A 19,832-nucleotide genomic window follows, 5' to 3' on the forward strand; every position below is an offset into this window, starting at 1 on the left:
TCGCTACGCTCCTCATCGGCTCAACCACCAACAGCCCGTGGCTGATTGAGTAGAGACCGAGCCGCCCTGCGCTCCTCATCGGCTCAACCACCAACGACTGCTTGCTGATTGAGCCGGGACCGAGCGAAGCGAGGACCCGAGTCGAAATCTCCGCAGCGTGGGCTGGGTGGTGATGTGTCAGCAGCTGCCGAGAGCCCCGCCCCGCAATGCGACCTCCGTCATGCGGAGGAGCGAGCACCCGGCGGCAGGATCACGCCGGTCGGCGGGTGTGGTGGTCGAGACCGGTCGTATTGCAGGAGTGGGCACCGTCGGAGTGGGCACGGACGCTTCCGTCCTCACCGCGGAGGCGGGTTGCGCCGCCGGGCGTGCGGTGTTCGTACCCCCGCGGGTCGTCGGGGCAGGTTCGGCTCCTTGTCGAGGCGGGTCCAGCGGTACCGTCCATCCCTTCTCGTACCCGTGGGCGGCGCCGATGACGACACCTGCCGCCACCGCGGGGAGGGCGACCAGTGTCGCGACGAGGGCCGTGCCCACCAGGGGTCCCACGACCAGACCGGTGGGCAGGAACGGGATGCCGAACAGCAGTCCGAGTCCACCGCCGACGACGGCCCCGACAGCGAGGGCCACCGGTGCTGCCACCGCGCCACCGATCACACCACCGACCACCGCGTCACCGACCATCTTCTCGGCGACCTTGTCGGCTCGCGCCTCCGGAACCCCGTTGCTGTGCAACACGTCCGAGATCCCCTGGACCAGGACTCCCGACGCCTCACTGACCTGCGTCGCCACTTGCGGGGACACAGCGCCCGGACGGTGCAGGCGGAGATTGCCGATCCGGATTTCGTCCGGGTTCGATGCCGGCGCCACCACGGTGACACGAGAAGCAGTCAGGTCCGGCGTCGGCCAGATCCTCACGGCAGAGGGGTCCGTGGATGCGACGAGCGTCGTCGCCGCATCGAGACGGGCGATCCCGTAGGTGACACCGCTCGCCGTTGCCACCGCGTCCGGCGGCGCGCCAGAGGGTCGGGCATCGGCGATGGCTGTGGCCGTCACCGTGAGGGACGCAGCCATCGCGCACCCCACCGCAGCGGATGTGAGGCGGCGGACGCGGTGATCCCCGGGACGGATGTGGCGGGCGGTGACCGTGGTGCCGGATCTGCTCATGGACGACCTCATTTCTCGATGGTGAAATGGCCATTTCTCCAAACGCTAGCCCCGCAAGGCGTGCTAGCGAGGCTGTTCGGCACCCATTCGCCGCTGGAGGATCTCGGCGATCGTGACGATTGCGTCGTTCTCGGTCATCGACAGGTGATCGCAATCGACATCGACGTTCGAGATGGCACCGCGCACGAACGGTTCCCACCCCGCGTGACCCAACGCGTCGGAACGTCGGTCACGGACCGCGGTGAAGAACTGCAGGTCGACGTCGACAACCGGGAGTTGCCAGTCGCCCGTCGCCCTAAGCAACAGGTTGTAGGCATCGGTCAGTCGCTGGATCGTCGCAGCATCCACCCCGAGTCCCGCGCCCAGATGCTCGGTGATCTGTGCGGCCGCCTGTTCTGCGGTGGCGTCGGAGCTCACGAAGTCGATACCGAGGACCGGACCGAGATTGCTGATCAGCTCACCTGCGGTGATCTCCACGATCTCCGACGTGTCGATCGCGTCGGCCTCCGCGTCGAGCATCGCCAGCATGGCGACCTCCTCACCCGCCGCCCGCATCTCGGCGGCCACGGCGTGCGCGATCACCCCACCCAACGACCACCCCAGCAAGTGATACGGACCTTCCGGCTGCACTGTGCGGATCTCGGCGAAGTAGCGCCGGGCTATCGCAGAAACCGTTGTCGGCCCGGGATTCTCACCGCCGATCTGTGGTGCCTGCAGACCGTAGACCGGCCGGTCGTCGGGGATCTGCCTGCCCAGCGTCTGATAGCACCAGGCCAGCCCCGACGCGGGGTGGACGCAGAACAGCGGCGGCTTGTCACCACCGGCCCGGATCGGCAGCAGGACATCGAGTCCGAGTCCGCCCGGAACACCGCCGGCAAGGTCGTCCCCGCCACCGCCACCACCGGCCTCGAATACCCTGCCGCCGTGTCGAATCCCGGCCTCGATGCGCCTGGCGAGGTCGGCCGGACTCGAGTCGGAGAGCATCCACCGGATCGGGATCTCGACGTGCAGTTCGTTCTTCAGCGAGTTGACCACCCGGACCGAGGTCAGCGAGTTGCCGCCCAGCGCGTAGAAATCGTCGTCGGCCCCGACCCGCGCCACCCCGAGCACGTCCTCGAAGGTGCGCGCGATCTCGCCTTCCAGTTCCGTCGTCGGCGCCCGGAACTCGTCGGTGCGCCGCGCCGTCTTCGGCAGACGGGCCCGATCCAGCTTGCCCGACGCGGTGAGCGGCACCGTGTCGAGCACCAGAACGGCCGTCGGCATCATGTACCCCGGCAGTGCCGTCGACGCGAATGCACTCACCTCGGCGGTGTCGACCGTGGCCCCGGCCGAGGGTACGAGATAGACGACGAGGTACTCGACCCGTTCGGTAGCGGTGACCGTCGCGACCGCCCGTGCCACGCTCTCATGCTCGGCGAATACCGCCTCGATCTCACCGAGCTCGATCCGCAGGCCACGCAACTTCACCTGGAAGTCGCTGCGGCCCAGGTATTCCAGCTCCCCGGTCGCACGACGGCGAACCAGGTCTCCGGTACGGTACATCCGCTCGCCGGCGACGAACGGATCGGCCACGAAACGCTCGGCGGTCAGACCGGGCCGTCCGAAGTAGCCCCGGGCCACCTGCGTACCCGACAGGTAGAGGTCTCCGGTCACGCCGGGCGGCACCGGGCGCAGCCGGGAATCGAGGACGTGGGCCCGGGAATTCCACACCGGGGTGCCCATCGGCACCGCCCCGTGGTCGTCCGTACCCACCTGATGCGACGTCGCATGCACGGTGAATTCCGTGGGGCCGTAGAGGTTGTGGAGTTCCACCGTCGGCAACGCGCGGCGGGCCGCGGTCACCACGTCCGGACCGAACGCCTCGCCGGCCACGAGCAGTGCCCGCAGCGAACCCAACGACCGCCCGGCCCCGCCCGCGGGGGCCACCGCATCGGCGAAGACCGCGAGCATCGACGGCACGAACGAGGTGATGGTGACCTGTTCGGCGTCGATCACCTCGGCGAGGTGGTCCGGATCGGTGTGACCGTCCGGGCGCGCGATCACCAGCCGTGCACCCACCGCCAGGGTCCCGAAGATCTCCCACACCGAGACGTCGAAGGTGGACGGGGTCTTCTGCAGCACCACGTCCGTACCGGTCAGGGCGTATTCGTCGCCGATCCAGCGCACCTGGTTGACCGCCGAACGATGGGAGATGGCAACACCCTTCGGCCTGCCCGTGGACCCGGAGGTGAACAGCAGGTAGGCCAGGGTATCCGGATTCGCGGCGGTGAGCCGGTCGCCGTCGGTCAGTGGCGAGTCGTCCAACCCCGACAACTCGATCCCATCCAGCGACGTCAGCACCACCACCGGGTCGGCGCAGCCGAGCATGTGGCCGATCCGGTCGGCCGGGTGATCCGGGTCGATCGGGACATAGCCACCGCCGGCGGCATGGACGGCGTACATCGCGGTGATCTGATCGAGGGAACGACGCATCCGGATCGCGACCAGGGCGTCCGGTCCGACCCCGCGGGAGATCAGCCATCGTGCGAGTCGGTTGACCCGCCCGGCGAACTCGGCGTAGGTCAGGGTGACGTCTCCGGCCGTGACGGCCGGACGGTCGGCGAACTGGGTTGCCGCGCCGGCGAACAGCGATGCGAGTGTCTCCTCGGGGTCGACGGGATGCTCGGTCGCATTCCACCGCAGCAGAGCCGCCTCGCGCTCCGCGGCGTCGAGGAGTTCGACGTCGTGGATCGACTGAGCGGGATCGGCCGACAGCGCGGTGAGGACCCGCATGAGTCGTTCGGCGAACGTCGACACCGTCGTCGGGTCGAAGAGATCGGTGGCGAAGGTGACCTCGCCGGCGATGCCGGCCGGCGCCCCGGTGTCGTCGTAGCTGTCCGACACCGTCACCTGCATGTCGAACATCGACATCCCGGTCTCGGATTCGACGGCCTCCACCGACAGCGCGGGCAGTTCGATCGCGGTGGTCGAGACGTTCTGGAACGCCAGCATGACCTGGAACAACGGGTTGTAGGCGTCGGACCGGACCGGGTTCAGTTCCTGCACGAGGCGTTCGAACGGGACGTCCGCATGGCCGAAGGCCGCCAGGTCGGTGTCGCGGGCGTCCTCGATCAGTTCGCTGAACGACATGCCCTCCCGAACCTGCGTCCGCAGCACGAGGGTGTTGACGAACATGCCGATCAGGTCGTCGAGTTCACGTTCGCCACGTCCGGCGTACGGGGTACCGATGGCGACGTCGTCGGTGACGGCGAGCCGGGCCAGCAGTGCGGCCAGTGCCGCATGGAACACCATGAACAGCGTCGCGTTGTGTTCCCGGGCGATCCCCTGGAGTGCGGCGTGCAGCTCGGCACCGACGACCAGCGGGACACCGGCACCGGCGAACGTCTGTGTCGCCGGGCGGGGTCGATCGGCAGGCAGCTCGATCAATGCCGGAGCATCGGCGAGTTGTTCTGTCCAGTAATCGATCTGGGCTCGCAATGTCGAGTGCGGATCGTCGGCCGACCCGAGGACCGCACGCTGCCAGATCGCGTAGTCCGCGTACTGCACCGCGGGCGGCACCCATCCGGGGGCGGCACCCTCCGTGCGGGCCACATACGCGGTCATCATGTCCCGGGCGAGCGGGGTCAACGACGAACCGTCACCGCAGATGTGGTGGATCACCACGGCCAGCACCCACTCGCCACCGCCGAGACCGTACAGCCGCACCCGCATCGGTACCTCGGAGGTGACGTCGAACGGCATCCGCATGAGTTCGGCGACCTCTTGGGCCAGAACGGTTTCCGATACCGACGACACGGCCATCACGACGCGGGCGGCGGCGGCCGGGAGGACGAGCTGGCCGGGCTCGCCGGCCACGTACGGGTACACCGTCCGCAGCACCTCGTGGCGGGTGACGACGTCGTCGATCGCCAGTTGCAGCGCATCGGGATCGAGTTCCCCGGACAGGCGCATCACGATCGGGATGCTGTAGGCGGAGGAATCGGGTTCGATCTGATTGAGGAACCACATCCGTTGCTGCGCATAGGACAGCGGGATCAGCTCCGGCCGATCCTGTGCGACCAGGGCGATCCGCCCGGTGTCGGTGTGGGATTCGGCCCGCGCGGCCAACTTCGACACCGTGGACGCCTCGAAGATCATCGAGACCGGCACCGTGGTGTCGAGTGCCGCCCCGATCCTGGCGACGACCCGGGTGGCGGCCAGACTGTTGCCGCCGAGTTCGAAGAAGTCGGCGTCGGCGCCGACACCGCCGGTGATACCGAGGACGTCGGCGAACACACCCGCCACGATCTCCTCGACCGGCGACGCCGGGGCCCGGTAGGCGCGGGTGGTGATCATCGGCGCGGGGAGGGCCTTGCGGTCGAGTTTGCCGCTCGGCGTCAACGGGATCTGATCGAGGACCATGACCGCGGCCGGCAACATGTACGAGGGCAGTGTCTCGGTGAGCAGGGCACGCAGCTTCTCCCCCACGACGACAGCGCCGGGCGCCGGCACCACATAGGACACCAGCCGCACACCGACGGCGTCGTCACGACGGGGCACCGTCGTCGCGAAGGACACGTCGGCGTGTTCTCCGAGCGCGGCGTCGATCTCCCCGAGTTCCACCCGGAATCCGTGGATCTTGACCTGGAAGTCGTTGCGGCCGATGAACTCCAGCACACCGGCGGAGTTGCGACGTACGACGTCACCGGTGCGGTAGACCCGCTGTCCGGGCCGGCCGAAGGGATGCGCCACGAACCGCGAGGCGGTGACGCCGGGCCGGTTCAGGTAGCCGCGTGCGAGGGCCGGGCCGGCCAGGTAGAGCTCACCGGCGACCCCCGCCGGCACCGGCTGCATCCGGGTGTCGAGCACCAGCGCCTGCATCCCGGCCAGCGGTGCACCGATGGTCGATCGCTCCCCCGCCTGCAGGGGTTCGGTCGCGGTGGCGACGACGGTGGTCTCGGTCGGTCCGTACAGCACCCGGAACTGCCGGGCTCGGGCCGGATCGGCCTCCAGCCACCGGCTCACCAGATCCGTCGGCACCTCGTCGCCACCGGACATCACGACACGCAGGTGGTCGAGCCCGTCGGGCTCCACCGAGGCCAGCGCGGCCGGGGTGACGAAGGCGTGCGTGACCCGTTGCGCCCGAAGCAGTTCGGCCAGTTCGTTGCCGCCGCGCAACCCGGTGGGTGCCACGACCAGCGCCGAGGAGGCGCTCACCGCGAGCAGGATCTCCAGCAGGGACGCGTCGAACGACGGTGAGGCGAAATGCAATACGCGGGAGATGGCACCGATCTCGGCATCCACGTGCAGCGATGACAGGTAGTCGGCGACGCCGGCATGGGTGACGGCGACCCCCTTCGGCACCCCGGTGGAACCCGAGGTGAAGACCACCCAGGCGGTGTTCGCGGCGCGCACCGGTTGCACCCGCTCGTCCTGCCCGATCGACGTCGCGGCGAGGCCGCCGATCCGGGCGGCCACATCGGTGTCGCCCGGCACGACCCAGTCGAGGGTGTCGGGGAGCACGGCGCGCGATGCCGATGTCGTGATCCCGAGCACCGCAGCCGAATCCGTGACCATCTGCTCGATCCGTGTACTCGGGTAGTGCGGATCGACCGGCACGTACGGCGCGCCGGTCTTCACCACGGCCCACCAGGCGACGACCGATTCCGCCGACCGTTCGATCGCGACCGCCACCGGCCGTTCCGGCGTCGCGCCGAGGGCGATCAGGTGGCGCGCCAGGCGATTCGACCGACGGTCGAGTTCGGCGTAGGTCAGGACCGTCTCACCCGAGATCACCGCTGCACCCTCGGGATTGCGTTCGACGGCCGCCGCGAACGCCTCCGGCAGCAGCGTCGGCGATGTCGCCGTCCGGGGACCGACCTGGGACAGCAGCATCGCGCGCTCGTCGGCCTCGAGCCAGTCGATGTCGCCGATCGGCGTCGACGCATCGTCGACGACCGCTTCGAGGACGCGGTGCAGGCGTCGGACGAATCCGGCCACCGTGTCGGCGTCGAAGAGGTCCCGGGCGAACATCATATTTCCCGAGATACCCTGCGCGACGACGGGTTTCCCGCTGGAGTCGGTTCCGTACCCGTCGGCGATCACCAGCTGCAGGTCGAACTGGCAGATCCCGGTGTCGGCCTGTGCGCGGGACACGGTCACCTCGGGCAACTCCACGTGCACCTTCGACAGGTTCTGGAGGGCGAGGGCCACACCGAACAGCGGGTGGTGCGCGGTGGAGCGCTCCGGATTGAGTTCCTCGACGATCCGCTCGAAGGGGACGTCGGCGTGCTCGAATGCCTGCAGGTCGGCCTCTCGCACCCGGTCCAGCAGATCGGCGAACGACTCGTCGCCGTCCACGCCGGTCCGCAAGGCCAAGGTGTTGACGAACATCCCGACCAGCTCGTCGAGCCCCGGTTCGCCGCGGCCGGCGACCGGCGTCCCGACCACGATGTCGTCGCCGCCGCTCAACCGTGCCAGCACGGTCACCAGTGCGGCGTGCAGGACCAGGAACAGCGACGCCCCCCGCGACCGCGCCAGGGTGAGCAGGCGGGAGTGCAGTTCCGGCCCGATCTCCACCGGCACCGAACCCCCGGCGAAGGTCGCCACCGCGGGTCGTGGCCGGTCGGTGGGCAGGTCCAGCACATCCGGCGCCCCGGCCAGTGATGTCCGCCAGAAGTCGAGCTGCGCACGCATCAGCGAGTGGGCGTCCTCGGCCGCACCCAGCACCTCGCGCTGCCACAGGGCGTAGTCGGCGTACTGCACCGACAGCGGTTCCCATCCGGGCGCGTGGCCGCCCAGGCGCGCGGCGTAGGCCGTCATCACATCGCGTGACAGCGGCACCATCGACTGTCCGTCACCGGCGATGTGGTGGACCACCAGCACGAGCAGGAACTCGCCCGTTCCGTCCGCGCCAGGACGGGAATCGTCACCGCCGCCGGGCGGTAGGTCGTCACCGATCTCGAACAGCGCCACCCGCATCGGCACGTGGGTGGTCACGTCGAATCCGCCGCGCACGAACTCGCCCACGGTGTCGGCGACCGCGGCCGGCGACACCGTCCGCACGTCCACGGTGATCGGGGTGACGCCGAGGATCTGTTGTCGCGGCTCACCGGCGGTGTCGGGATAGATCGTCCGCAGCACCTCGTGCCGTGCGGCCACATCGGACAGGGCGTCCCGCAGTGCCGGGATGTGCAGCCGTCCGGACAGCCGCAGGATCACCGGGATGTTGTACGCGGCCGAGTCCGGTTCCATCCGGTTCAGGAACCACATCCGCTGCTGTGCCGGTGACAGCGGCACCCGATCCGGGCGCGGCCCGGCGGTCAGGGGGATGCGTCCACCGCCGTGGAGCGAGCCCACCAGCACCGCCAGCGCGGCCACGGTGGGCGCGTCGAACACGGCACGCACGGGAACCCGGGTACCGACGACCTCGCCGAGACGGGCGACCACCACCGAGGCGCTCAGCGAATCGCCACCGAGGGCGAAGAAGTCGTCGTCGGCACCGACGCGCGGGACGTCGAGCACGTGCTCGAATGCCGCGGCGACCGCCGATTCCGTCGGGTTCGCCGGCGCCCGGAACTCGCTCGCGGCGAAGACCGGCTCGGGCAGGCGGCCACGGTCCAGTTTGCCGGTGCGGGTCATCGGGATCTCGTCGAGGACGACGACGGCGGCCGGGACCATGTACGCGGGCAGCTTCTCGGCCAGCGCTGCGCGCAGTCGGGTGCTCGACAGCGTCGTCCCCGGCGCCGCAACCACATAGGAGACCAGCATGTGTCCGGCCCCGGCACGGCTGCGGCCGATGGTGACGGCGTAGTCGACGTCGGCGCGGGCACCGAGGAGGGCGTCGATCTCACCCACCTCGACCCGTGTGCCGCGAACCTTGACCTGGAAATCGTTGCGGCCCACGAACTCCAGCTGGTGATCGGCATTGCGGCGGACGATGTCGCCGGTCCGGTACATCCGGTCGCCGGGGTCACCGAACGGGCAGGGCACGAACCGGGTGGCCGTGGTCCCGGGCCTGCCGATGTACCCGTCGGCGAGGCCGGGCCCGACCAGGTACAACTCGCCGGCGATCCCCTGCGGCACCGGCCGCATCCAGGTGTCGAGGACGGTGATGCCGACCGGGCCCACCGACGTGCCGATCGTGACCGGCCCACCCGGATGGAGGGGTTCGCTCGCGGTCGCCCAGATGGTGGATTCGGTGGGCCCGTACAGGTTGACCATGGTGCGGCCCGGCGCCCACCGGTCGATCAGTTGTGGCCCGACCGATTCGCCCGCGGTGGCCAGCACCCGCAGGGTGTCGAGGCCCGCCTCGTGGATGTCCGCCCCGTGGATGTCCGCCCCGTGGATCCCCGGCTCCGTCGGCACCGTGGCCAGCACCGACGGCGTCAGGACCGCGTGGGTGACGGACTCGCGACGGATCAGTTCGGCGAGTTCTGGACCGCCGTAGACGTCGGCCGGGGACACCACGAGGCGTCCGCCGGAGCCGTGGGCCATCAGCAGTTCGAACACCGAGGCGTCGAATCCCGGGGAGGCCACCTGCAGCACACGCGCGGCGGGGTCGACGCGGAGTACCCGGCGCTGTGCGGCGACGAGGTGGGCCAGTCCCCGATGGCCGACGCGCACACCCTTGGGGGTGCCGGTCGAGCCGGACGTGTAGATCACATAGGCGGTGTCGCCGAGGCGGATCGGACCGCCTCGTTCGGCATCGGTGATCGGCCCGGCCGGTTCGGCGTCGAGGATGCCGGCGGTGCGCTGCTGGTCGAGGAGCAGCCAGTCGACCGACCCGGGGAGATCGTCGCGCAGGTCGGCCAGGGTCAACCCCAGCGTCACGGCGCAGTCGGCGAGCAGGAAGCCGATGCGCTCGGCGGGCAGTCCGGGGTCGATCGGCAGGAACGGTACACCGGCCCTCGCCGCCGCCCAGATCGCGACGACCGCCTGCGGTGACCGCGGCAGCACGCAGGCCACCACGCCCTCCGGTCCGGCCGGGTGCCGCAGGAGGTACCGGGCCAGGCGGTTCGACCGCTCGTCGAGGTCGCGGTAGGACATCGTGGTGTCCCCGCTCCGCACGGCGATCGCATCGGGTGCACGGCGGGCGGTCGCGGTGAGAATCTCACCGAGCGTCGCCGGGTCCGGCACCGCCCGATCGGACGTGGCCGTCCGCGGCCACTCGACGCCTTCCACGGCCTGTGTGAGCATGCCCAGCCGGGTCCCCGGCTCGGCGGCGATGCGGGCCAGGTATTCGACGAACCGGTCGACGATCTCGCGGGCCTGCACGGCGTCGAACTCGTCACGGCGGTACCGCAGGGTGATCGTCAGTGCCGGACCGCGCTCGGGGCCGTCGGGTCCCGACCCGTCGGCCCGGCTGCGGGCGTCGAGATCCGGTGCGACGACGACGCTCAGCGGATATGGGGTGGCGTCGATCCCGCTGATGCCGTCGACACGGAGTCCGGCCGAGTCGACCAGCTGTTGCAGCGCCGCCGCGTGGAGCGGGAAGGACTGGAACGCCAGGGCGGTGTCGAACAGATCCGAGACACCGGCGGCACGATGGATGGCGGGCAGCCCCACGTAGTGGTGGTCGAGCAGCTGCGCATTGCGCTCCTGAACCTGGATCATCAACTGCCGCAACGACAATGCGGGATCTAGCCGGGCCCGGACCGGGACCGTGTTGAGGAACATGCCCAGCGCCTGCTCGACACCGGGCAACGACGGCGGCCGGCCCGATACCGCCGAACCGTGGATCACGTCGGTCTCACCGGTCAGCACCCGCAGGACCAACGACCAGGCGGTGGAGAGTGCGGTTCCGATGGTCACGGCGGAATCGGCCGCCACCGAACGCAATCGACCGAACTCCTCGGTCGGCAGCGCCACGACCACCTCGCCGACGGCGGCATCGGCCATCGCGGCACCGTCGCGCGAGACCCGGGTGGGAGCCTCGACATCGGCGTACGCCTCCGCCCACGCGGCGGTCGACGAGTCGTGATCCCGTCCGGCGAGCCAGACCAGGTGATCGCGGTAGGAGGGTGCGGGCCCGGCCACCGCGATCCGCCCCGGATCGCCGTAGTACTCGAGCAGTTCACGCATCAGCAGCGGCATCGACCACCCGTCGAGGATCACGTGGTGATTGGTGATATGCAGCACGAACGACCCGATGTCGCGACGGACCAGGGTGAACCGGATCAGCGACGGGACGCTCAGATCGAAACCGGTGGCGGCGTTGTCGGCGACGACACGCTCGGCGGTCTCGGTGGGGACGTCACCGACCAGATCGATCTCGCGGAACGCCACCTCGACGTCGGTGACCACGATCTGACGCGGACCCCGAGACGTCTCGGCGAACCCGACGCGCAGGATGTCGTGTCGATCGACGAGGGCCTGCGCGGCCCGGCGCAGCCGCGCACCGTCGACGTCGCCGGACAAGGCGATCGTCGACTGCACGGTGTAGTTGTCGCGGGCATCGGGATCGAGTGACGAATGGAAGTGGATGCCCGCCTGCGTCGGCGACAACGGCCACACCTCCGACAGCGTCGGATGGCGATGCCGGAGCGAGGCGAGATCGGTGTCGTCGATGTCGGCGAACCGTGGGTCCGAGGCCGATACCGACTCGGCGGCGACGGACGCGGCGTCAGTGCTGCGCAGTACCGCGAGTTCGGCGATCGCGGCCACCGTCTTGGCGCCGAACACATCACGCGGAGTGAGGGCGAATCCGGCCGCCTTGGCGAGGGCGACGAGCTGCATGGAGACGATGCTGTCGCCGCCGAGGGTGAAGAAGTTGCTGTCGGCGGTGACGCGGTCGAGCTGCAGGACCTCGGCGAAGATCTGCGCGATGAGCACCTCGGCCGGTGTCGACGGCAGCCGTCCGCCTTCCTCTTCGGAACGGAAGTCCCACGGGGGCAGTGCCTTTCGATCGATCTTTCCGGTCCTGGTGAGCGGCATCGACGCCAGTTCGACGATCGCCGCCGGCGACATGTACTGCGGCAGGGTGTCCGCGAGTCCGTCGTGCAGGGCCCCGACGTCCAGTGCCCGCCCGGGCGCACCGACCACATAGGACACCAGGACCGCCTGTCCCGCCGGTCCCGGCTGGACCACGGTGGCCGCCTGTGCGACCGCGGGATGCCGCCCGAGATGGGCGTCGATGTCCCCGGTCTCGATCCGCAGTCCACGGATCTTGACCTGCTGATCGTTGCGTCCGAGATAGTCCAGTTCGAGTCCGGACCGGCCACGCACCCAACGTACGGAATCGCCGGTGCGATAGATCCGTTCACCGGTCGCCGACCGCGGGTCCGCGACGAATCGCGACGCGGTGGTCCCCGGACGGGCGTGGTACCCCCGGGCGAGTCCGGGACCACCGAGGTAGAGCTCGCCGGCCACCCCCACCGGGACCGGCCGCAGCCAGGCGTCGAGAACCGACACCGACACGCCCCCGATCGGCTGTCCGATGGTCACCGGCTCCCCCGGGGCCAGGTCATCGGACCCGGTGGCCCAGATGGTGGCCTCGGTCGGCCCGTAGTGGTTCATCAGGCGACGGCCCGGTGACCACCGGTTCACGATGTCGGCGCCGGTGGCCTCGCCGACCACCGCGATCGTCCCCGGCGACGAAAGGCGCGTCGGGTCCATCGTGTTGAGCGCCGACGGCGTGATGATCGCATGCGAGATACTCTCTGCCCGAATGAGTTCCTCGAGATCGGTACCGCCGTACACATCGGGCGGAGCCACCACGAGGCCGCCGCCGTTGCCGTGGGCCAGCAGCACCTCGGAGACGCACGCGTCGAAGCCGGGCGACGCCACCTGCAACACCGTCGAACCGGCGCGCACCCCGAATGACTTCGACTGTGCGGCAACACGATCGGCCAGACCACGGTGGCTGACCAGAACAGCCTTGGGCTTGCCGGTCGACCCGGACGTGAAGATCAGGTAGGCGGCGTTGTCCGGCCGGAGCCCGTCGGTCGCGATCGCGGCGGTGACGGTATCGGCATCGGCGGTCCCCACCCGGCCCGGCCCTGGGGTGCCGGTGCGGGTGTCCGGATCGTCGAGCGCGAGCCAGTCGACACCTGCCGGCAGGTTCGGCGTGACGGCGGCCACGGTCACCCCGAGGGTGCAGCCCGCGTCGGAGATCAACTCGGCGAGCCGATGTGCGGGATTCCCCGGGTCGAGGGCGACGAAGGCGGCACCGGTTCGCGCGACCGCCCAGATCGCCACCACGAGTTCCGCCGAGCGCGGAACGGCGAGTGCCACGAACGACTCGGGACGTGCGCCGCGCCGGATCAGTTCGGCCGCCACCCGGTCGGATCGGAGTGCGAGTTCGCGGTAGGTGATCGTGGTGCCGTCGGCACACACGGCCACCGCATCCGGGTATCGATGGGCGGTGTCGGCGAGGATGTCGCGCAGCAGCCGGGCGGGCAGCACGCCGGCGGTCGACGATGGTGCACCTGCCGCCGACAGCTCGGCCTGTTCGTCGTCCCGGCAGGAGATCACCGCACCGACCTTGCGGCCGGGATCGGTGGCGATCTGATGCAGCATCCCGACGAAGCGGTCGAGCAGGGCACCGGCGCCCGCGGAGTCGATGCGGTCGACGGCGTACCGGACGGTGAGCACGTACCCGTCCGGTGTCTCGCTCTCGGACGCCCCGGTTCCCACGGTGCGGGGGCGCGGCGGGGTGACCTGGAGGCTGACCGGGTACGGGGTGGCGTCGTGGGCGACCAGATCGACCCACCGGAGCCCGGCGTCGGCCAGCGTCCGCCCGACCGCGTCGGTGTCGACCGGATAGGACTCGAGGACCGTGACGGTGTCGAACATGTCGGCGACACCGGTGGCCCGCTGCAACTCGGCCAGCCCGACGTGCCGGTGATCGAGCATCGCGGCCTGTTCGGTCTGCGTGCGTGCGAGCAGTTCGACGATGCTCTCGGCGGGATCGAGCCGGATGCGAACCGGGAGGGTGTTGATGAACAGTCCGATCATCCGCTCGATGCCCGGGATGTGGGCCGGACGGTCGGACACCGTGTTGCCGAACACCACGTCGGACCGACCGGTCATGGCCGACAGCACCAGCGCCCAGGCCACCTGGATGGAGGTGTTGGCGGTGACCCCGTGGGTGCGTCCGAGGCCGAGGATCGCATCGGTGGTCACCGGGTCGAGGTCGATCTCGATCTCCCCGACGTCGGTGGTGGCGGTCCCCCCGGGGGCACCGGTCAGCCGTGTCGGGCTCTCGATCTCGGCGAGCATCTCCTGCCAGGCATGCCGGGCGGCGCCGTGGTCGCGTGACTGCAGCCACTGCAGGTGGTCACGGAAGGACCGCGGCTGCGGGAGGTCGATCGGGTCGCCGTCGGCGATGTGGTGCAACAACAGTTCGTGGATCAACAGCGGCGCCGACCAGCCGTCGAGCACGATGTGGTGGTTGGTGAGCACCAGCAGATGCCGGTCGGCATCCCGGTCACCGTCGGCACCGCGCGCCACCCGGATGAGGTGGAAGCGCAGCAAGGGCGGGTGCGCGAGGTCGAACGGTGCCGCCGACTCCGCGACGAGCTGTCGCAGCCGACGCTCCCGCTCGGCGGGATCGTCGATACCGGTGACGTCGGAGTCCGTCCAGTCGACCTCGACGTCGCGCAGGACGAGCTGTCGTGGCCCGGCACCGGTCTCGACGAAGGCCACCCGGAGACTGTCGTGGCGGTCGAGGAGCCGCTGCGCGGCCCGCCGCATCCGAGCGGGGTCGAGCGATCCGCCGAGGGTCAGCTCGGCCTGCACGGTGTAGCCGTCCTCACGCGTGCGGTCCGCCTCGTCGAGGGCGTCGTCGTAGAGCGCGTGGAACAACAGACCGGACTGCAGCGCGGTCAGGGGCCACACGTCGGTCAGCGACGGATGCTCCTGCGTCCAGGCGTCGATCTCCGCCTGCGACGTCGTGACCAGGGCGAAGTCCGACGGGGTGTGCCCGCCGGCGTCGTCGGCCCGCACATGCCGGGCCAGCCCGTCGAGGGCCTGCACCCACAGGCCGGCGAGTTCCCCGACGTCGTCGTGGCGCAACACCAGTGAGGCGAACTCCCACGTCGCGTCGAGTTCGAGCCCGTCGGGTCCGGGTACGGCGATCGCGTTGATGTCGAGGACCGCGGGCAGCGCCATCAGCGGCGCGCCGGTGCCGACCAGGGAGTCGAACTCGCCGGATGGCGCCCAGGGACCCGTGTGCTCACGGGTCCCGGCCCGGCCGAGGTAGTTGAAGCTGATCTGCGGGTCCGGCCGCCCGGCGAGTTCGGCGCGTCCGACCGGGTCCAGATATCGGACCATGCCGAATCCGATCCCGTTGTCGGGCACCGCCCGCAACTGTTCCTTGACCTGTCGGAGCGCATGCCCCGCGGCGACCCCGCCGGCGAAGGCGTCGTCGATGTCGACGTCGTCGAGTTCGAGCCGGACCGGGAAACGGGACGTGAACCACCCCACCGTTCCGGTCAGGTCGGCGCCGGGTACGGCGGTCTCTTCCCGGCCGTGACCTTCGAGTGCGATGAGCTCGTCGATCCCAGGGGTGTCGATCCCGGCGGTCACGCCGTGGCGGTGACGCCACCGGGCCAGGGCCAGGACCAGCGCGGCGAGCAGTGCGTCGTTGGCGCCCCCGTGGAATCGGGCGGGGACGGTGGTGAGGACCGCCTCGGTGACGTCGGCGGGCATGCGCACCCGCACACATCCGGCGGTGTCGAGCACGTCGCGATCGGGGTCCAGCGCACGCTCCCCGAGGAGCCGGTCCCCCGCTGCGAGCACCTCGGTCCACCGATCGAGTTCGGCGGCGGTCCGCTCCGACGAGTGCTCGAGCAGTCCGTGGACCCACCGCCGTACCGACGTGGTCGGGTTCCCGAACCGGGGCTCGACGCCGTCGACGATCTGCTGCCAGGCCTGGGCGAGGTCGGTGAGGAGGATGCGCCACGACACGCCGTCGACGGCGAGATGGTGGATGACGAGCCACATCAGGTCCGGTTGCGTGTCGTCGGGATCGGCCATCCACACGAATCGGATCATCGTGCCGGTGCGGGGATCGAGCTCGTCGGCGGCGACCTGCAGGTGATGGTCGACCTCGTCCGCATCACGCCGGTCGAGCCACACACGGCTCAGCGCCTCGTCGACGTCCACCGTCCCCGGCGCGCGGACCTCGACGTGCACCTCTCCCGGCTGATCGTCGACGAGCTCCGCACGCAGGATGTCGTGATGGTCCACCAGTGCCTGCAGCGCGCGCACCAGGTCGGTGCGGGTGATCCCCGCGGGCAGTTCCACCAGGGCGGACTGGGTGAAGCGGTCGATCGGACCCCGCTCGAGCATCGCGCACATGATCGGCGACAACGGGATCGATCCGACTCCACCGCCGGCGAGTTCGGGCAGCCCCGCGTCGTCGGCGAGGTCGGTCGCCACGGCGGCCAGCGCCGCGACCGTCTTGTGCTCGAAGACGTCCTGGGTCGAGAAGGCCAGCCCACTCGCCTTGGCCCGGGCCACCAGCTGGATGGAGAGGATGCTGTCACCGCCGAGCACGAAGAAGCTGTCGTCGGCACCTACCCGGTCGACTCCGAGGACCTCGGAGAACAGCTGTGCCAGTGCGGTTTCCCGCGGAGTCGACGGCCGGCGTCCACTCGCCACGGAGGCGAAGACCGGGTCGGGCAGCGCCGTGCGGTCGACCTTGCCGAATGCGTTCACCGGCAGGGCGCCCATCATCGTGATGACCGCCGGGACCATGTGCGGCGGGAGGAATTCGCGCGCAAAGCGTTCCAGCTCGGTCGGGGTGACCTGCGCGCCGCGCACCGGCACCACGTAGGACGCCAGCACGGTCGCGCCGATGTTGTTGCGAACCGGGACGGTGACCGATGCCCCCACCCTGTCGTGTCCGGTGAGGGCGGTGTCGATCTCGCCCGGCTCGATCCGGTAGCCACGGATCTTCAGCTGGAAATCGGTGCGTCCCAGCAACTCCAGCGATACTGCCGGTGCATCACCGACCCAGCGGGCGAGGTCACCGGTCCGATACATCCGCTCCCCCGGGGCGCCGTGGGGATGGGCCACGAATCGGGCCGCGGTCGACCCGGGCATGTGGGCGTAGCCGCGCGCGAGCCCCGGCCCGGCCAGATACACCTCGCCGACGGTCCCCACCGGGACCGGCTGCAACAGCGGGTCGAGGATCATCACCGACACCCCACGGATCGGGCCGCCGGCGGTGAGAGCGGCAGACGGGTCGATCACCGCGCTCGACGCGGTGATCGTCGCCTCCGTGGGTCCGTACTCGTTGAGCATCGTGGCGCAGCGGGCCCACCGTCCGACGATGTGCGGCGCGCATTTGTCGCCGCCGACCACGACCGTCCGCAGGTCCGTCAGCGCTTCCGGCTCGACGGTGGCCAGCATGGTGGGGGTCAGGGTCAGGTGGGTGACGCGCTCCTCGGAGAGCAGGCGGGTCAGCTGGTCACCGCCGATCACCTCCGGGGGCACGATCACCAGTGCCGAACCGTTGGCGAAACAGGTGAGCAACTGTTCCATCGACGCGTCGAAACTCGGTGACAGCGCATAGGACACCCGCGAGGCGGGGCCCAGGCCGTAGGCAACGGTCCGGTCGGCGATCAGATCGGCGAGGCCGCGGTGGGTGACCTGCACACCCTTGGGCACCCCGGTCGACCCGGAGGTGTAGGTCATGTAGGCCACGTTGTCGGGGTGCACCGGCCGGATGCGGTCGGCGTCGCCGATCGCCGCCCCGTCCTCGGTTGCCGTCCCGTCCTCGGTTGCCGCCCCCTGCTCGGTTACCGCCCAGTCGTCGACGACCACCGTGCGCGCCGATCCCGGCAGCCGATCGATGTGGTCGGCGATCGTGATCGCCACATCCGCGCCGCTGTCGGCGAGGATGTGCTCGATGCGTTGCCGGGGCTGGGCCGGGTCGACGTGCACGATGCCGGCGCCGGACTTCGCGACCGCCCAGGCCGCGGTGACCGACTGCGCAGAGCGCCGGAGCACGATCGCGACGGCCGTCTCCGGACCACAACCCTCGGCGATCAGTCTGCGGGCCAGCCGGGAGGAGGCGCGGTCGAGTTCGCGATAGGTCATCGTCCCGGTGTCCGACGAGATCGCGACCGCCTCGGCATGCCGGCGGACGGTCTCGGCGAGGACGTCGGGGAGCAGTATCGGTGCCACCCCCGTCCCACCGTGCACGGGCAGCAGTGCCGCGCGCTCCTGCTCGTCGAGCAGTGCCAGTCGTCCCACCTGGCGATCGGTCGGACCGCCCAGGAACTCGTGCAGGAACATCAGGAAACGCCGGTGATGACCAGCGAGTTCGACCTGGGTGTAGATGTTCGGATTGCCCTGGAAGTCGATGTGCGTGCTGTCCTTGCCCGCCCCCGGGTAGATGTTGACGAACAGGTCCGAGGTGGGCCCCGACGTCAGCACGTGCAGCCGGCCGGTCACGTCACCGAGCACGACCTCGCTGTCGATCATCATCAGGTTGACCGCCGGACCGAAGGATGCCGTCTCGTCGCGCGCGATCCCCATGTCGGCGAAGATGTCCTCCTGGCGGTACCGCTGGCGGCGCAGGGCACTCAGCAGCTCGCCCTTCACCCGGGCGATCACCTCGTCGAGGGTGCACCCGGCCACCGGAACCCGCAGGGGCACCACGTTCGCGATCATTCCCCCGGACCTGCGAAGGACCGCCGAGTGCCTGCCCGAGACCGGAAGGCTCAGCAGGACCTCGGCGCTGCCGGTCATCCGGGCCAGGTAGGCGGCGAACGCCGCGACGATCAACGGGGTCACCCCACCGCCCTCGCGCGCGGCGTCGTCGAGGAGCCGGGCGGTGTGGTCGGGGATCGGGGTGCTCACGAGCGCCGGGTGCAGGGTGGGCTTACCGAGCCTGCCGGCGAGGCTGACCACCGGCGGTGCACCGGCGAGGTGTTCGCTCCAGTACTGCCGGTCGTTCTCGTGGCGGGTCGATCCGGGATAGGACGAGTCCTGCGCGATGATCTCGTCGAGCGGGCTCGCCGTCGACGGCGGCGCCGCCTCACCTCGGATACCGGCGTTGTACAGCTCGGTGATGCGCCGCACCATCGTGATCGCGGCGAATCCGTCGAGCGCGATGTGATGCGCACGCAGGTACCAGAGGTGATGGTCGACCCCGACCTGGTACACGATGCTCACCATCAGGTCGTCCACGAGCAGGTCCAGGGGTCGGCTGTAGTCCTCGAGCATCAGCCGATGAGCGGTCGCCACCGGGTCGTCCATGCCGCTCAGGTCGACGATGTACACCGGCGCGCCGTGCTCGTCGTCGACGTACTGCCGCGGTTCTCCATCGACCTCGATGAGGTGCAGGTTCCCGGAACCGAACTCCCGGCCGGTGGTCCGGCAGGCCACCTCCAGGAGCGCGGTGTCGAGCGCGCCCTCGATCTCCACGTATTGGGCCACCGAGATCGGCAGCTCTCCCGCGACGTGCTGGGCGAACCAGATTCCGCGCTGTGCGCTGGACAGGGGCAGGGACTCGACACCCGCCGGCATCCCGGGCGCAGTGCGCTCGTTCGGAATGAAATGCAACGGTGTGGTTGCAAAACTCTTGTCGGAAATGGTCACGTGACCTCCATACGCCGTCATTGAAGCGAAGTGGGTCCATGGAGAGGTGTCGACCCGTCGATAAAACGAGACCCTACCCGCGCCAATATTCACGAACAACGATTTTCAACGTCGCCGACTACGAACGGACTACAAAC

Annotated in this window: 2 protein-coding genes; both read right to left on the bottom strand. The window is 69.9% G+C overall.

The window, feature by feature from the left end; genetic code table 11:
* Window positions 1–177 precede the first annotated feature (177 nt).
* Window positions 178–1,161, bottom strand: a complete 984-nt coding sequence (locus ACWDUA_RS21125; protein ID WP_449752972.1) for a hypothetical protein — start codon at window positions 1,159–1,161, stop codon at window positions 178–180.
* A gap of 63 nt (window positions 1,162–1,224) precedes the next feature.
* Window positions 1,225–19,695 (bottom strand): amino acid adenylation domain-containing protein, encoded by an 18,471-nt coding sequence (locus ACWDUA_RS21130; protein ID WP_449752973.1) that lies wholly within the window; start codon window positions 19,693–19,695, stop codon window positions 1,225–1,227.
* Window positions 19,696–19,832: the final 137 nt, after the last annotated feature.

It is taken from the genome of Gordonia sp. NPDC003376 (assembly GCF_053589235.1).